The sequence below is a fragment of the Armatimonadota bacterium genome, assembly GCA_029907255.1.
Classification (GTDB): domain Bacteria; phylum Armatimonadota; class UBA5829; order DTJY01; family DTJY01; genus JAIMAU01.
Genome location: JARYMF010000002.1, coordinates 179,757 through 192,370, shown reverse-complemented (window position 1 = coordinate 192,370; position 12,614 = coordinate 179,757). Strand labels below are relative to the sequence as shown.

Annotated in this window: 15 protein-coding genes and 1 tRNA gene; 9 read left to right on the top strand and 7 right to left on the bottom strand. The window is 46.1% G+C overall.

The genetic code is table 11. The features are described 5' to 3' along the window. Positions 1 to 53 precede the first annotated feature (53 nt). A complete protein-coding gene (locus QHH26_02140) occupies positions 54 to 359 on the bottom strand; it encodes a DUF5658 family protein (protein MDH7480761.1) in 306 nt (101 codons plus the stop codon). 164 nt (positions 360 to 523) lie between these two features. Here QHH26_02140 and QHH26_02135 point away from each other — a divergent pair, with 164 nt between their 5' ends. The 6 genes from QHH26_02135 (at position 524) to QHH26_02110 (ending at position 5,259) form a co-directional block, all read left to right on the top strand. Further along, positions 524 to 970 (top strand): AsnC family transcriptional regulator, encoded by a 447-nt coding sequence (locus QHH26_02135; GenBank protein ID MDH7480760.1) that lies wholly within the window; start codon positions 524 to 526, stop codon positions 968 to 970. Continuing rightward, positions 970 to 1,446, top strand: coding sequence for an Lrp/AsnC family transcriptional regulator (locus tag QHH26_02130; GenBank protein MDH7480759.1), 477 nt, complete (start codon positions 970 to 972; stop codon positions 1,444 to 1,446). Before QHH26_02135 ends, QHH26_02130 begins: the two co-directional genes overlap by 1 nt. Positions 1,447 to 1,448: 2 nt before the next feature. Next, entirely contained in the window at positions 1,449 to 2,375 is a 927-nt protein-coding gene (locus QHH26_02125; protein MDH7480758.1) for a quinate 5-dehydrogenase, read from the top strand. Positions 2,376 to 2,454: 79 nt separating this feature from the next. Next, entirely contained in the window at positions 2,455 to 3,840 is a 1,386-nt protein-coding gene (locus QHH26_02120; protein ID MDH7480757.1) for an FAD-linked oxidase C-terminal domain-containing protein, read from the top strand. A gap of 4 nt (positions 3,841 to 3,844) precedes the next feature. Continuing rightward, complete coding sequence (locus QHH26_02115) at positions 3,845 to 5,101, top strand: (Fe-S)-binding protein (GenBank protein MDH7480756.1); 1,257 nt, start codon at positions 3,845 to 3,847, stop codon at positions 5,099 to 5,101. 83 nt (positions 5,102 to 5,184) lie between these two features. Beyond that, positions 5,185 to 5,259: transfer RNA gene (locus QHH26_02110), tRNA-Ile, on the top strand. 104 nt (positions 5,260 to 5,363) lie between these two features. Here QHH26_02110 and QHH26_02105 read toward each other — a convergent pair. After that, positions 5,364 to 6,251 carry a DUF1848 domain-containing protein gene (locus QHH26_02105; protein ID MDH7480755.1) on the bottom strand — a complete coding sequence of 296 codons (888 nt, stop codon included), beginning with the start codon at positions 6,249 to 6,251 and terminating at the stop codon, positions 5,364 to 5,366. 227 nt (positions 6,252 to 6,478) lie between these two features. Here QHH26_02105 and QHH26_02100 point away from each other — a divergent pair, with 227 nt between their 5' ends. Beyond that, positions 6,479 to 7,696: an MFS transporter gene (locus tag QHH26_02100; protein MDH7480754.1), complete on the top strand. Its 1,218-nt coding sequence runs from the start codon at positions 6,479 to 6,481 to the stop codon at positions 7,694 to 7,696. Between the two features lie 121 nt (positions 7,697 to 7,817). Here the strand turns inward: QHH26_02100 and QHH26_02095 are convergent, their stop codons facing one another. After that, a complete protein-coding gene (locus QHH26_02095; GenBank protein MDH7480753.1) occupies positions 7,818 to 8,180 on the bottom strand; it encodes a YtxH domain-containing protein in 363 nt (120 codons plus the stop codon). A gap of 14 nt (positions 8,181 to 8,194) precedes the next feature. Beyond that, on the bottom strand, positions 8,195 to 8,554 hold the full coding sequence (locus QHH26_02090) for a hypothetical protein (protein MDH7480752.1): 360 nt from the start codon (positions 8,552 to 8,554) through the stop codon (positions 8,195 to 8,197). A gap of 219 nt (positions 8,555 to 8,773) precedes the next feature. On the opposite strand from QHH26_02090, the gene QHH26_02085 reads away from it, so the two are divergent. Both QHH26_02085 and QHH26_02080 read left to right on the top strand, forming a co-directional pair. After that, the gene (locus QHH26_02085) at positions 8,774 to 9,097 is read left to right on the top strand and encodes a hypothetical protein (GenBank protein MDH7480751.1); all 324 of its coding nucleotides are present in this window, start codon (positions 8,774 to 8,776) and stop codon (positions 9,095 to 9,097) included. Between the two features lie 33 nt (positions 9,098 to 9,130). Next, positions 9,131 to 9,958, top strand: a complete 828-nt coding sequence (locus QHH26_02080; GenBank protein MDH7480750.1) for a deoxyribonuclease IV — start codon at positions 9,131 to 9,133, stop codon at positions 9,956 to 9,958. A gap of 67 nt (positions 9,959 to 10,025) precedes the next feature. On the opposite strand, the gene QHH26_02075 is transcribed toward QHH26_02080, so the two are convergent. The 3 genes from QHH26_02075 to pabB form a co-directional block, all read right to left on the bottom strand. Continuing rightward, positions 10,026 to 10,241, bottom strand: a complete 216-nt coding sequence (locus tag QHH26_02075) for a hypothetical protein (protein ID MDH7480749.1) — start codon at positions 10,239 to 10,241, stop codon at positions 10,026 to 10,028. Positions 10,242 to 10,368: 127 nt separating this feature from the next. Beyond that, positions 10,369 to 11,232 carry an aminotransferase class IV gene (locus QHH26_02070; GenBank protein ID MDH7480748.1) on the bottom strand — a complete coding sequence of 288 codons (864 nt, stop codon included), beginning with the start codon at positions 11,230 to 11,232 and terminating at the stop codon, positions 10,369 to 10,371. After that, positions 11,190 to 12,596 (bottom strand): aminodeoxychorismate synthase component I, encoded by a 1,407-nt coding sequence (pabB, locus tag QHH26_02065; protein MDH7480747.1) that lies wholly within the window; start codon positions 12,594 to 12,596, stop codon positions 11,190 to 11,192. Before pabB ends, QHH26_02070 begins: the two co-directional genes overlap by 43 nt. Positions 12,597 to 12,614 lie beyond the last annotated feature (18 nt).

Below are 12,614 nucleotides of genomic sequence, written 5' to 3'. Positions count from 1 at the left end.
CGGACTCCCGGGAATCCGCCCCGATGCCGGAGGAGTGGAGGTACGGAGGTTGATTAAAAAAGATTAACGGCAAGCAGTACGCCGAAATATAGACTAATATACCCCGTGATTCCCACGCGTAGAGCTTTCCGCACAAAAACCGGGTTATAGTTCTTATACCACTCAGCAAGCACTACTAGCGGAATAACAACACCAATCTTAACCAAACAGAAATGCCAAAAGCCCCTGCGAATGCATTCAGCCATTAGTGGGTTTGCCTCCACCGCTTTGCCCATCGCAATAACTAAGATGGTGAACAGCATATCGGCTAGGCATATTGCAATCAGTACAATACTCTCTTTGCTAAAAGTAATGTGCATTCCGCTTACCACCTGTTGCATTTCTTTATTGAAGGTCTGATCTTTTGGCCTCACTAAATCAAGCTTCAATATCCATGCCAAACTACGCTAGTATTCCTACCTGATTTGACGAGAAGAACCGCTAACGTTATACTTGTGAAAGGCTATACTGCGGAGAATGCGCTGTGGACGACCTGGATAAACAGATTTTGAACATTATTCAAACAGACTTTCCTCTTGCATCTCGGCCATATCAAATAATTGCAGAGCGCTTGGGGACTACCGAATCGGAAATCCTCTCACGTGTTAGGCAACTTATCGAATCTGGTGTTATCCGCAAGATTGGACCGGTGTTTGATTCTCGTAAGCTTGGCTATGAAAGCACCCTTGTAGCAATGAAAGTTCCAGAAAATCGCCTTTTGGAAGTTGCGAACATTGTGAACGAGTTTCCCCAGGTGACACACAATTATGGCAGGAGACACAAATATAATCTGTGGTTTACATTGGCATGCCAAAATTCATCTGAGATAGACAATATCTTATCCCAAATCAGAGCCAAAACAGGCATATCGGATATATGTTTGCTGCCAGCTGAGCGGATGTTCAAAATAGACGTGAACTTCAGATTCTAATGAACGAGAAACAAAAAAGTATAGTGCGTGTCTTTAATAATGGCTTGCCGGTTGAGAAGGAACCATTCAAAACGGTATCAGAAGCCATTGGTATTACCGAAGAGGAACTCCTTTCTCAGCTTAAAGCATGGAAATCCGATGGGACTATTCGCCGCTTTGGCGCCTTGGTCAGACATCATCAGGCAGGCTTCCAAGCTAATGCAATGGGCGTGTGGAATGTACCGGATACTTTAGTAGAAAGCTTTGCTGGTATTGCAACAAGGTATCGTGAGGTAAGTCACTGCTACCAACGCCCTAGGCTTCCTGATTTTCCCTACAACATATATACTATGATTCACGGGCGAACAGAGGAAGATTGCGAGAAGATTGCACAAGCCATTTCCGAGGAAACTAGAGTGGAAGACTATATACTGCTCTACACAATCGCCGAGTTCAAGAAGTCAAGCCCTTGTTTTTCCTGGAAAACTAGGAGTTAAGAATGAAGCGCATCGTCAGCGTGAGCCTGGGCTCGCCGAAGGGAGATAAAACAGTTAGGACTACTCTTCTGGGCGAAGAGTTCGAGATAGCCAGGATTGGGACAAATGGCGACTTCAAGCGATTTGCCGAGTTAATGCGCGAATTAGACGGGAAAGTAGACGCAATTGGACTTGGCGGCATAGACCGGTATCTTTATGCTGGAAAACGACGGTATACAATCCGAGATGCAGATAAATTAGCACGCTTAGCCATTAAAACCCCAGTTGTTGATGGTAGTGGCATCAAAAACACACTTGAGCGCGAGACTATTGAATGGCTCCAGCGCGAGGGAATCGTGGACTTCCAAACCAAGAAAGTCTTGCTAGTCTGCGGAGTGGACCGCTTTGGCATGGCAGAATCACTTTGGCGATTAACACGACCCAAAGGCCAAGTTATCTACGGCGATTTGCTGTTCAATGTTGGGGTGCCAATACCAATAACTTCATGGGGCATGCTAAAAATACTGGGACTGATTTTCCTGCCGCTAATCTGCAGGCTACCGTTCAAGTGGCTCTATCCAATCGGCGAGCAACAGGAGAAGAATACGCCCAGACACGAGAAGTACTTCCGCTGGGCAGATGTCGTGGCAGGCGACTTCAAAATAATAAAGAGGTTTATGCCCACACCTGAATCCGGAGCTATGACTGGTAAGGTAGTTATTACAAATACACTTACCCAATCCGACATTGACAACATGAAAGCCTGCAAAGTCAAAATGCTGGTTACATCTACTCGGGAGTTCGATGGAAGAACATTTGCAACAAATGTCGTCGAGGGAATCCTTGTAGCACTATCAGGTAAGCGGCCAGAAGAAATGACGGAACAGGACTATATTGAACTTCTGAGAAAACTTGACTGGCAACCAACGGTGAGAATACTCAATGATTAAGCTCTTATCTAATAAACTAAATGCCCTCCTTACTTCATCGCCTGAGAATATGAATTAATAAATAACTAGGGTGCTAAACATGCGCGAATCCATATTGCGTAAATTACAAGAAATATCAGGGTCTAAGTATGTGCTTACTGCTCCAGAGGACTTGGTGTGCTACGGCTATGATGCCCAACACGTTGAGCATTGCCCAGAAGCAATCGTAAGAGCTGGCAGTGCTGAAGAAGTCTGCGCAATTCTTCACTTGGCAAACGAGGAAGGGTTGCATGTTACACCCCGTGGTGCTGGCACTGGGTTAAGTGGCGGCTCTGTTCCAGCTGCTGGCGGGCTTGTACTTGATCTAGGACGCATGAACCGAATCATAGAGATTGACCAATCAAATCTGCTCGCGACGGTTGAGCCAGGCGTTATCACCGCCGATCTTGCATCCGCAGTAGAGGCAGTTGGTCTCATGTATCCTCCTGACCCAGGAAGCATCAAAGTTTCGACTTTGGGTGGCAACGTAGCTGAGAATGCCGGTGGCCTTCGAGCAATCAAATATGGAGTAACAGCAGACTATATTAAGGTAATTGAAGGTGCAACCCCAACAGGTGAGTTTTTCAAAGCCGGGGCCGTCACCATGAAATCAGTAGCTGGTTATGACTTAGTGCATCTGTTATGTGGCTCTGAAGGCACACTGGCGGTGTTCACAAAGCTTACCTTTAAGCTCCTTCCTTTACCAAAGGCACGCCGCTCCATGGTTGGTCTTTTCTCACAGCTAACTCAAGCAGCAGAGACGGTATCAGCTATTATTAGCGCAGGGATTATGCCTGCCACGCTGGAGATAATGGATAATGTGACCATTCGCACTGTAGAGGAGTTCAAGAAAATTGGCCTTCCAATTGATGCAGGCGCTATGCTTTTGCTGGAAGTTGACGGCGCATCTGCCCAAGTTGCCGAGGAAGCAGATAAGGCAGCCAGCATAATGACATCTCATAACGCTTCAGAAGTTCAAGTAGCCTCAACCCATGCGGAGCGGGACAGGGTTTGGGAAGCAAGGCGTTCGGCCCTTGCCGCATTGGCTCGAGTTCGCCCTACCGCTATTCTTGAAGATGCCACTGTGCCAAGAAGCCAACTTGCCGACATGGTTAGCGAAATTAATCGTATTGCAGATAAATATTCACTTACGATTGGAACATTTGGACATGCGGGAGATGGCAACCTTCATCCAACAATCCTGACTGACCAGCGAGATAAAGAGGAAATGGCGCGTGTCGAGAAAGCCATCGAAGAGATATTCAATGCGGCTCTGCAGCTTGGCGGGACTGTCTCTGGCGAGCACGGAATTGGATTTGCTAAATCAAGATATTTAGCTCGCGAAGTTGGCCCAGGTACTTTAGGTATGATGCGCACCATTAAATCTGCCCTAGACCCAAAAGGGATTCTCAACCCCGGAAAGATATTTACTGACCAAACGACATAAGCTTATGTTAAATGAACTCGACCGCCTGACTTTCAATTGCATAAAGTGTGGTTATTGCAAAGCCGCATGCCCCGTTTATAAGGAGATTGGCGAAGAAGCTGCTTCACCTAGAGGACGCGTTCGCTTGATAAGGGGAGTATATGGCGGCGATGTCTCGCTTAGCCAAAGATATCGCAAACTCATCGAACTATGCATAAGCTGTCGTGCATGCACAGCAGAGTGCCCAAGTGGCGTCAGTCCCAATCAGGCGGTGCTCAATGCACGACATCATCTTGCGATTGAATGCGGCATCCCCTTAATAAAGCGCTTGATATTCCGTCGTGCAATGACTGCTAGAAGGATGTTCCCAGCAAGTGCCAAACTTCTCGGTTTCCTTCAGCGAGCAATCATCCTACAAAGTAGATACAGTCCAGCCAGGCTAATCCTACCCATCCTTGGCCTTCCATTTGACAAAGCAATTCCTTACTTTCAGCTAAAAACCTTTCGCGACCGCATGCCGGAGGTCATACCAACAACAAATAGAAAGTACCGCGTAGCATACTTTGTGGGGTGTGGAGCAGACCTGATTTATCCGGAGATTGGAGAAGCAGTCGTCAATCTACTGACTCACTTTGGAGTCGAAGTCGTCATCCCACGCGAGCAAATGTGCTGTGGGACACCGGTATTCACCTCAGGTGATTTTGAAGGTGCAAAATATTTAGCAAGACAAAACCTCAAAGTTTTGAGTAACTTGGATGTTGACGCAATTATCACCGCTTGTGGGTCCTGCGGCACAACGATAAAGCATGAATGGCACGATCTCCTAGGAATTGAAGTTCCAAGTGAATTAACGTCAAAAGTCTATGATATTACTGAATTTCTCACCGATTGTTTGGCAGTTTTGCTTAGTGCACATACGCCAAAGGCAAAGACTATCACGTATCATGACCCATGCCACCTCGTCAGAGGTATGGGGGTACGAAATCAACCCAGAAAACTCCTCTCATCGTTAGCTGACACAAGGTATGTCGAGCTCGTAGGCGCTGATACATGCTGTGGAGGCGGCGGTGCATACAGCATCTACCATCCAGACATGTCACGAAAGATAGGCGAAAGAAAAGCGGATAATATTTTGAAGACCGAGGCGGACCTAGTTGCGACAGGTTGCCCTGTGTGCATTCTCCAACTGCGAGAAATGTTTTCAATTGCCGGAATTTCACGCCAGGTCGAGCACACCGCGGTTGTACTCAACCGTGCATTGAAGGAAAAATCACAGAAGTAGTCCTATCGTCCATTATGCAAATTCTTGACTGCAACACAAAATGTTGATATAATTTTGATGCTTGCAGCAAAATGGGAGTGTGCGGGCCCATAGCTCAGCGGTAGAGCGGCCGGCTCATAACCGGTTGGTCCTTGGTTCGAATCCGAGTGGGCCCACCAAATAAGAACTTGAATATTGGCACTTCGCGCTAGAAGGACTAAGCTTTAAGCCCTGATTTCCCATCAGGGCATTTAATTTTTTAGAGAGCCAATCCAACTTGAGATCAACATTTGAGGCATAATATATCAGCTCCTGGGTCATGAGCTTCATAACTACGAATCGCAGCACGTTTATTCGAGTTTGCATAGCAGTATACGCAACCATGGGGGCAAGTGCCATATGTTCCAATATCCTTACTCTCATAGCACCCACATTCTTTCCTCGTGGGATGTTCGACTAAATTAGTTACTCTATCAGGAAACAATTGCTTTAGGAGCTCTCCATCAATACAGTGCGCCTTCTTTATTTTGCTCCCAACAAGGTAATCTCCACAACAAGAATACATCTCGATTCCATGATTGGCTGCGATATCTGCAAGGATATTGGCTAGCGTAATTCGCTCAGATTGGGGTAAATCAAAACATTCAATTCTTGTTTCAACAGCAAGAGCCTTAATATTGCGCAAAACTTTTTCATAGTAGCAAACAAAGCTGAAATAACAGCGCTTCACCACGCCTTCTAATTGAGCACAAAGTTCGCGAAACCGCCTAAAATGGTATTCGTTATCTGTCGCTGTAGATATTAAGATGGGGTCATAACGCCACAGAACGCTCTCAGCTCCATATCGCGTTGAAAGTATTCGGGCGCATTTTACCATATCTGCCGTGTCTGGCACCCTCGGTTCGAACACTTTTGGCAATCCTGTAATTGTAAAATGAAAAACCATTCGATAACCACCAGCATCAAGTTCGTCGAGATAAGGCAAAAGAGGCAGGTAATTCTTCGACCAGAAGACAATCGCCAATACATCTTTTGGAAGTAGCGGTACATCATATACTACATTTGAAAACGGATTCATCCAGCGAACGTAACCCTTTCGAATCCGGTTTATGAACCATTCCGAGTAAAAAGCGGGGATATCTGTTCTTCTGCTAGCAGAAATAACATTCATAAAGCCACATACTTAGGTCAAAATTTGGTACCAGCCAAAGTTTATTTTAGCAAAATTTCCCTTGAAAACTTTATTTAGAATATCAAATTGCAAAAGCAAATCAATTTGAGTCACATTTGCCTGCAGGTTTACAGGCAGTGGAGGATAGACAATTCCATTGAACTAAAGGAAACAATGGAGGTGCCGGCCGCCGACGAGACAACTACAACAGCTGGCAGAAAACAAAAGTGTTCTTCGAAAAAGCCGTACCACAAGAGGTAAGGAATGCATATCGCCGCGACGCATTGTCCGGATTGCTAGTTGGCGTATACAATGGTGCAATTTTTCCATTTATTGGGTTCATTGCAAGAGACGAGCTCCACTCTAGTACTTCGCTAATCGCTTTGATAACCTCTGCTCCCTATGTGGGAAGCATGTTTGCATTGTTTTACGCAAACGCAATGGAAGGCAAGGCTAAAATGCCTTATGTAGTTTGGTCAGGTGTAATCGCGCGAGCACTATTTCTGCTTACTCTTTTCACAATGACCCCTCTCCGTTTCGCGCTAATTGCATCTGCCGCACAGCTCGTAGCCACAGTTTCTGGACCAGCCTATGCCGCAGTACTCAAAGAGATTTACCCTGATGAACATCGAGGCCGAATAATGGGCTATATCAGGGTTGGACTTGCAGCAACAAGCTTCTTTTCCACCTTAGCAGTTGGCCAACTGCTTAAAAGGCATATTCTAGATTTTAACTACATATTCCCAATTGGTGCCCTTTTCGGCATCACATCATCCTTGGTCTTCGGAAGCATAAGAACAGCTCCCGTTGACCCAAAATCAAACAATTACAAATCCTCAACAGTTCAGTTTTTGCGGAGCACGCTTGCCATCTTCAAAGAAGACCGCAACTATGCTTGGTTTGCGCTCTCGGTATTCACGTTCGGATTTGGAAATTTGATTGTAGCGCCACTCTATCCTGTATTTCAGGTGGACCAACTGCACATTACAGCAGCACAAGTCGCCATGTTATCAAACATTGCAACTGTTATTTGGATGTTCTCTTATCTATATTGGGGAAAATACGTGGATATGCAGAGCCCATTAAAAGCAGTGATGGTAAATGTCTTGATGGTAAGCCTAGTGCCCTTTGCTTACTTCCTGGCAAACAATGTTTGGATGTTGATTCCAGCTGCGATAATCAACGGAATCACCATGGCTGGAATAGAGCTCAGCTACTTTAATAGCATTCTCTACTTTGCAAAAGAAGGCAGAGAATCACACTACCAGGCATTGCACTCATTCTTATTAGGCATCAGAGGAACGATAGCGCCATTTATAGGAGCTGCGCTAGTTGCATTCTTTAGAGCAAGCCATATAGATATCAGGTTTGTTTTCCTAATATCAATGCTGCTTATGCTCCTCGGTGCAGTACTTCAGCTGGTAGGAGTCAAGTCAAGATATTAATAAAAAAGCAAACAGGGGAAATGAAGCCACTATGGATGAGCCATTCTAGTCAATTTGGCAGTTTTTGTATTTATTTCCCCTGTTCTTCCGTTTTACGGGTATTTCCAAATTATTTCTATTCTTACTCACAAGGGGACTCGCGTTCTTTCTCCTCCATTTGAGCTTCGAGCTCTTTTCGCTTTTCTTCAGCGGCTTGACGTCCAGCCTCCACGGCTTCCTTGACTTTTGATTTAGTTGCTGCGACCATTTCACGGCTCTTAATTGCCGCTTGCGAAATTTGCCCCTTTGCTGTTGATGCAAGGGTGGAAGCCTTCGCTTTCATTTCACCCCATGCTTCGCCCGCTTTTCTTCCAGCCTCACGGGCTTTCTCGCCAATATCGCTTCGAAGCTCTTCACCCTTTTTGGGGGCGTAAAGCAAAGCGGTAACAGCCCCTGCGGCCGCGCCAATTAGGATGCCGAGCCAAAAGTTTCCCTTGCGTGCCATTGCAACTCCTCCTTTTATTTTTGCACCGATGTCCGCTTATACTCGCTAATCGCACGCGAGACACCAGCTATTATGCTTAGAATGCCAATAAGCGGTGACGAAACCGCTTGTTTGATAATATCAGTCGTCGCTACAATTTTGCTCGATACTTTTTTAGCAGTCTCCTCGCTAATTTCCATTACATGTTCTGCTCTGTTTTCTACTTTCTCAACAAAGCCATTGACCGACTTTATTGTTGACGTTACTTCAGCCATTGCTGGTTGAACTGACTTATTAATAAGTCCTCTAACCATTAATGCAAGATAAGCAACTGTGCCTAGCAGCAAAAGATTACATAAGGCAATGACGCCCACGAAAACAATCAGCCATATCATTGAACCCCACCACCAATGATTATCTCCAAACCTGCGAAAATAATCATATTTTGCTGTACCCTTCACTCAGCAAATCGAAACGTAGAATGCTCGGAAACGCAATTGGCAAACAACCGATAGTAAATGACTAACTTAGCGCATTTGTCTTGCGGAATGGTTTTTATTGGCGTATAATATTTTTAAAACACGTCTAAAAACTACGGGCAAGGAGAAACGAGAGTGGCAGAAGATTACAAGCTTTCGAGAATAGTACGCACAGTATCTTCAGAAATCTATATAATTTGGCAAGGAGAACGGCGAATCGGACAAGTCCATCTCCACTATGCCCACTATACCATATACCTCACACTGTTCTTTGAGGTAGATGTCTCACTACAACAAGAAGAGCAGTTGCTTGCCGAAATTGACGACCAAATAGTATCGTCCTATCTTCCCAGCTTTGAACGCGAGGAAATGCTAGTCACAATATTCCGCGGAGAAGAAATCAGCTCATTCAGCTATTGCCCCACGGAACTTGATGAGTTTGATGAGGAAGAGGAGTAACGCTGCGCACGCCCAATGCGACTTGGCGTACACATGCGAATAAGCGAGGGTTTGGAAGCAGCGGCAAGGACAGCTGCGGAGATCGGATGCGAGACAATCCAGGTTTTCGCCGCCAATCCAAATGCTTGGAATTCGCCACCAATCGAACCTGCCAACGGTGCACTCTTTAGAAAGCTCACAACCGATTTCGGCCTCCACCCAGTAGCCGTCCATACACCATATTTGCTTAATCTCGCATCACCTGATTGGCGTATTTATTTGGCATCAGCTCACGTACTAGCGGACCATGTGCGCCGTGCTGAGGCAATTGGCGCCAATTTCGTCGTAACTCACATAGGAAGTCACAAGGGTTCAGGAATTGAGCAGGGAATCAAACGTGTTGCCAGTGCTATTTCTAAGGCGCTGAACCAATCAACTGGAAAGACGGCGCTCCTTCTTGAAAATTCCGCCGGCTCTGGCGATTCGATTGGTTCGAAATTCGAGAACCTGCGGGCAATTCTTGACCAACTAAGCGATTACGCAGACAGACTGGGGATATGCCTCGACACTGCTCATCTTTGGGGAGCGGGATACGATGTGTCAAATAAAGATGAGATTGAACGAACATTCGAGGCTTTTGACTCGACTGTCGGAATGGAATATCTCAAGCTTTTACACCTGAACGACACCAAAGTTGAACTTGGCTCGCGTGTTGACCGGCACGCAAATATAGGCGTGGGGAAAATTGGTGAGCAGGGCTTCCACGCTCTGCTACATTACCCGCCACTTGCAAACCTCGCCGGGGTAATTGAGGTTCCCGCGAAGTCTATCGAGACAGATATCCATGATCTCGGAGTTTTAAAGAGGCTGCGTGAAAAGTAAACTCCTGCTGGACAAGCGATGTTGGTTTACAACTAGGAGCAATTTCACCTATCTGTAAAAGCAAAACCTAACTTGGCAGTCGAGATTTTGCCTGCTTAGCCAAGGCTTTCTCTAGCTGTTCCATTGTAATGTGGCCAGTTTTTATGAGCAGCCGCCCGATGGGAACGGGGTCAAGCCCTTTTTGATGAATCTCTGTTTGCATTTTAAGACATTCCATGATTATTTCTCGCGATGCAAAACCCATATCAATCATTATCTCACCAAGGAGTTTGTTTTCCGCCATGCTTCTTACCTCCCACTACATTTTGTACCGAGCGCCATGTTGTGTCAATATTCGAAGGCAATATCATTATTAAAAAGGCACTATCTTTTTCAACAGCAAACAAAATCATCTCTTGCTAGAAACAGGTTCATGAAGGAAGACGTTCTTGGTACAGGCTCAACAACAGCTTGGTCATCCGGCCATAACCCATGTCTCCAAACTGTTTATCGCCAAGCGAGCGCACCGGCACAAGCTCTCTAGTTGAGCTGGTTAGAAAGACCTCCTCAGCATTGAAAACATCGTCTAGTGTGAAATAGCCTTCCTGTGTCTCGATTCCAACAGCATTTGCTATCTCAATCACAATTGCACGGGTAATTCCTGCAAGGATTCCGCAATCCAGCGCTGGCGTAAAGAGCTTTCCATCGCATACCCAAAATATATTTGCAGCAGTTGCTTCAGAGACATGCCCTTTGGTGTTGAGCAAGAGAGCGTCATCTACTCCAGCACGCCTAGCCTCCGCCCTAGCCATAATCTTCCAGAGGATTCCAGTATGCTTTATACGACTAAGAGGGCTAAGCTCATCACTTCGGAAGCTTGACACCATCAAGCGTAACCCCTCGCTGAATCTCTCCTGCACCATTGGCTTAGCCATAATCACCACAGTCACGCTGGAAGTATCAAGGTCATACCAAAGCAAACCGGTTGCCCCTCTAGTTGCCGTAATCCTCAAATAAGCATCGCTCAGATAATTTGCCGAGAGGGTTTCCTCAACCCAAAGCTTGACTTGTTCCATGTTTGGAGGGGGCATAGAAATCACTGAGCAACCCTCAGCCATGCGTGCAAGGTGCGCATCGAGCATAAATGGCACTCCCTTATAGACACGTATCGTTTCAAATATTCCATCTCCATACAAAAAGCCCCTATCGATAGCCGAGACAGTTGCTTCTTCTGCCGCGACAAGCTTTCCATTTATGCAAACTTTGCCCCATTCTTTGAGGAGCTTTTCAGACATCCTAGAACCTCCATGAATGCTCGACCCTTGTCAAGTGTCTCCTGGTATTCGGCCACCGGCTCGGAATCAGCAACAATGCCCCCGCCAACGTGGAAATAACACAAATCACCCTTTGTTATAGCTGTCCTAATTGCTACGTTCAGATTAACCGAGCCGTCAAACCCAAGATAACCTATCGAACCAGTATATACTCCGCGGCGAACCGGCTCGAGTTCGCTGATAATCTCCATCGAGCGTATTTTTGGTGCACCGGTAATAGAACCGCTAGGGAAACAAGCCATCAGCAAATCCACTGCTCCTAGCCCTTGCCGCAAGCGACCCCTAACAGTCGTAACAAGGTGATGCACTGTCGAATGGCTTTCCACCTGCGCAAGAAGCGGCACATCCACCGAACCAAACTCACACACCCGCCCAAGGTCGTTCCTTTCAAGGTCCACAATCATGACATTCTCTGCCATGTCTTTCTCGCTTGAGGCTAGCTCTCTCGCAAGCCTCTCATCCTCACTCGAGGTGCTTCCACGTGGCCGCGTGCCTTTAATTGGTTTTGTAATCACAATTCGCGTGCTGGGGCAGTAGTCAAGGAAACATTCGGGCGAGGAACACACAACTTGGAAACCGCCGCAGTTTAAATAGGCAGCATAGGGCGACGGATTGATGCTTCTCAATTTAAGATACATACTCCAGGGTGACATTGTGAGCGGCACTTTAAACCTTTGAGAAATGTTTACCTGGTAGATATCGCCAGCCGCAATATATTCTTTGCACCTATTAACAACCGCGCAGTATTCATCCAGTGTAAAGCTTGAGCAAGGAGCAATTATACTCTCGCCCTCTCTTGGCAAATGATGTTGATTGTCTTCGCCTTGTGCGTCAATAATCAATTGTTCTAGTGCCATGATTCCAGGCAATGGATCTGGTGTCCCCTCTAGGGAGCATCCATTCAGAAATATTGCCTTCTCTGTATGGTCAAAGATTGCCAAGTGATTATAGAAGCCAAGAAAGCAGTCCGGCATGCCAATATCATCAGGTTGAGGCTCAGGTAAATTCTCAATTAAACCGCCCATTTCATATCCAAAGTATCCAACAATGGCTCCCGCAAGTAGATTGGGCTCGGTTTGGAAACGAAAAAGCAAATCCCGAAGTATTTCAAATGGAGATAAATTTGTTTCCAAGCTTTCACCCGACATATTTAGAAAACTGCTGCGGCCAATTGTGCGGAGGGTCCCGAAGGGACTGGTGCAAATAATCGAGAATCTTCCATAAAGTGCGCCTGGCTGGCTTTCAAGAAGCATCGAGCCGGGCAGGCAGGCAATATGCTCGAAAACCTGCGCTGGCTCAACCCAGAACGGTAATTTCCGGGTCAATATGGAGGAGCTTTTGGT

What these genes read in the sequence shown, in the direction of transcription:
- QHH26_02140 (MDH7480761.1), bottom strand. Translation starts at nt 359, where the DNA reads ATGCACATTACTTTTAGCAAAGAGAGTATTGTACTGATTGCAATATGC.
- QHH26_02130 (MDH7480759.1), top strand. Translation starts at nt 970, where the DNA reads ATGAACGAGAAACAAAAAAGTATAGTGCGTGTCTTTAATAATGGCTTG.
- QHH26_02125 (MDH7480758.1), top strand. Translation starts at nt 1,449, where the DNA reads ATGAAGCGCATCGTCAGCGTGAGCCTGGGCTCGCCGAAGGGAGATAAA.
- QHH26_02120 (MDH7480757.1), top strand. Translation starts at nt 2,455, where the DNA reads ATGCGCGAATCCATATTGCGTAAATTACAAGAAATATCAGGGTCTAAG.
- QHH26_02115 (MDH7480756.1), top strand. Translation starts at nt 3,845, where the DNA reads ATGTTAAATGAACTCGACCGCCTGACTTTCAATTGCATAAAGTGTGGT.
- QHH26_02105 (MDH7480755.1), bottom strand. Translation starts at nt 6,251, where the DNA reads ATGAATGTTATTTCTGCTAGCAGAAGAACAGATATCCCCGCTTTTTAC.
- QHH26_02095 (MDH7480753.1), bottom strand. Translation starts at nt 8,180, where the DNA reads ATGGCACGCAAGGGAAACTTTTGGCTCGGCATCCTAATTGGCGCGGCC.
- QHH26_02090 (MDH7480752.1), bottom strand. Translation starts at nt 8,554, where the DNA reads ATGATATGGCTGATTGTTTTCGTGGGCGTCATTGCCTTATGTAATCTT.
- QHH26_02080 (MDH7480750.1), top strand. Translation starts at nt 9,131, where the DNA reads ATGCGAATAAGCGAGGGTTTGGAAGCAGCGGCAAGGACAGCTGCGGAG.
- QHH26_02075 (MDH7480749.1), bottom strand. Translation starts at nt 10,241, where the DNA reads ATGGCGGAAAACAAACTCCTTGGTGAGATAATGATTGATATGGGTTTT.
- QHH26_02070 (MDH7480748.1), bottom strand. Translation starts at nt 11,232, where the DNA reads ATGTCTGAAAAGCTCCTCAAAGAATGGGGCAAAGTTTGCATAAATGGA.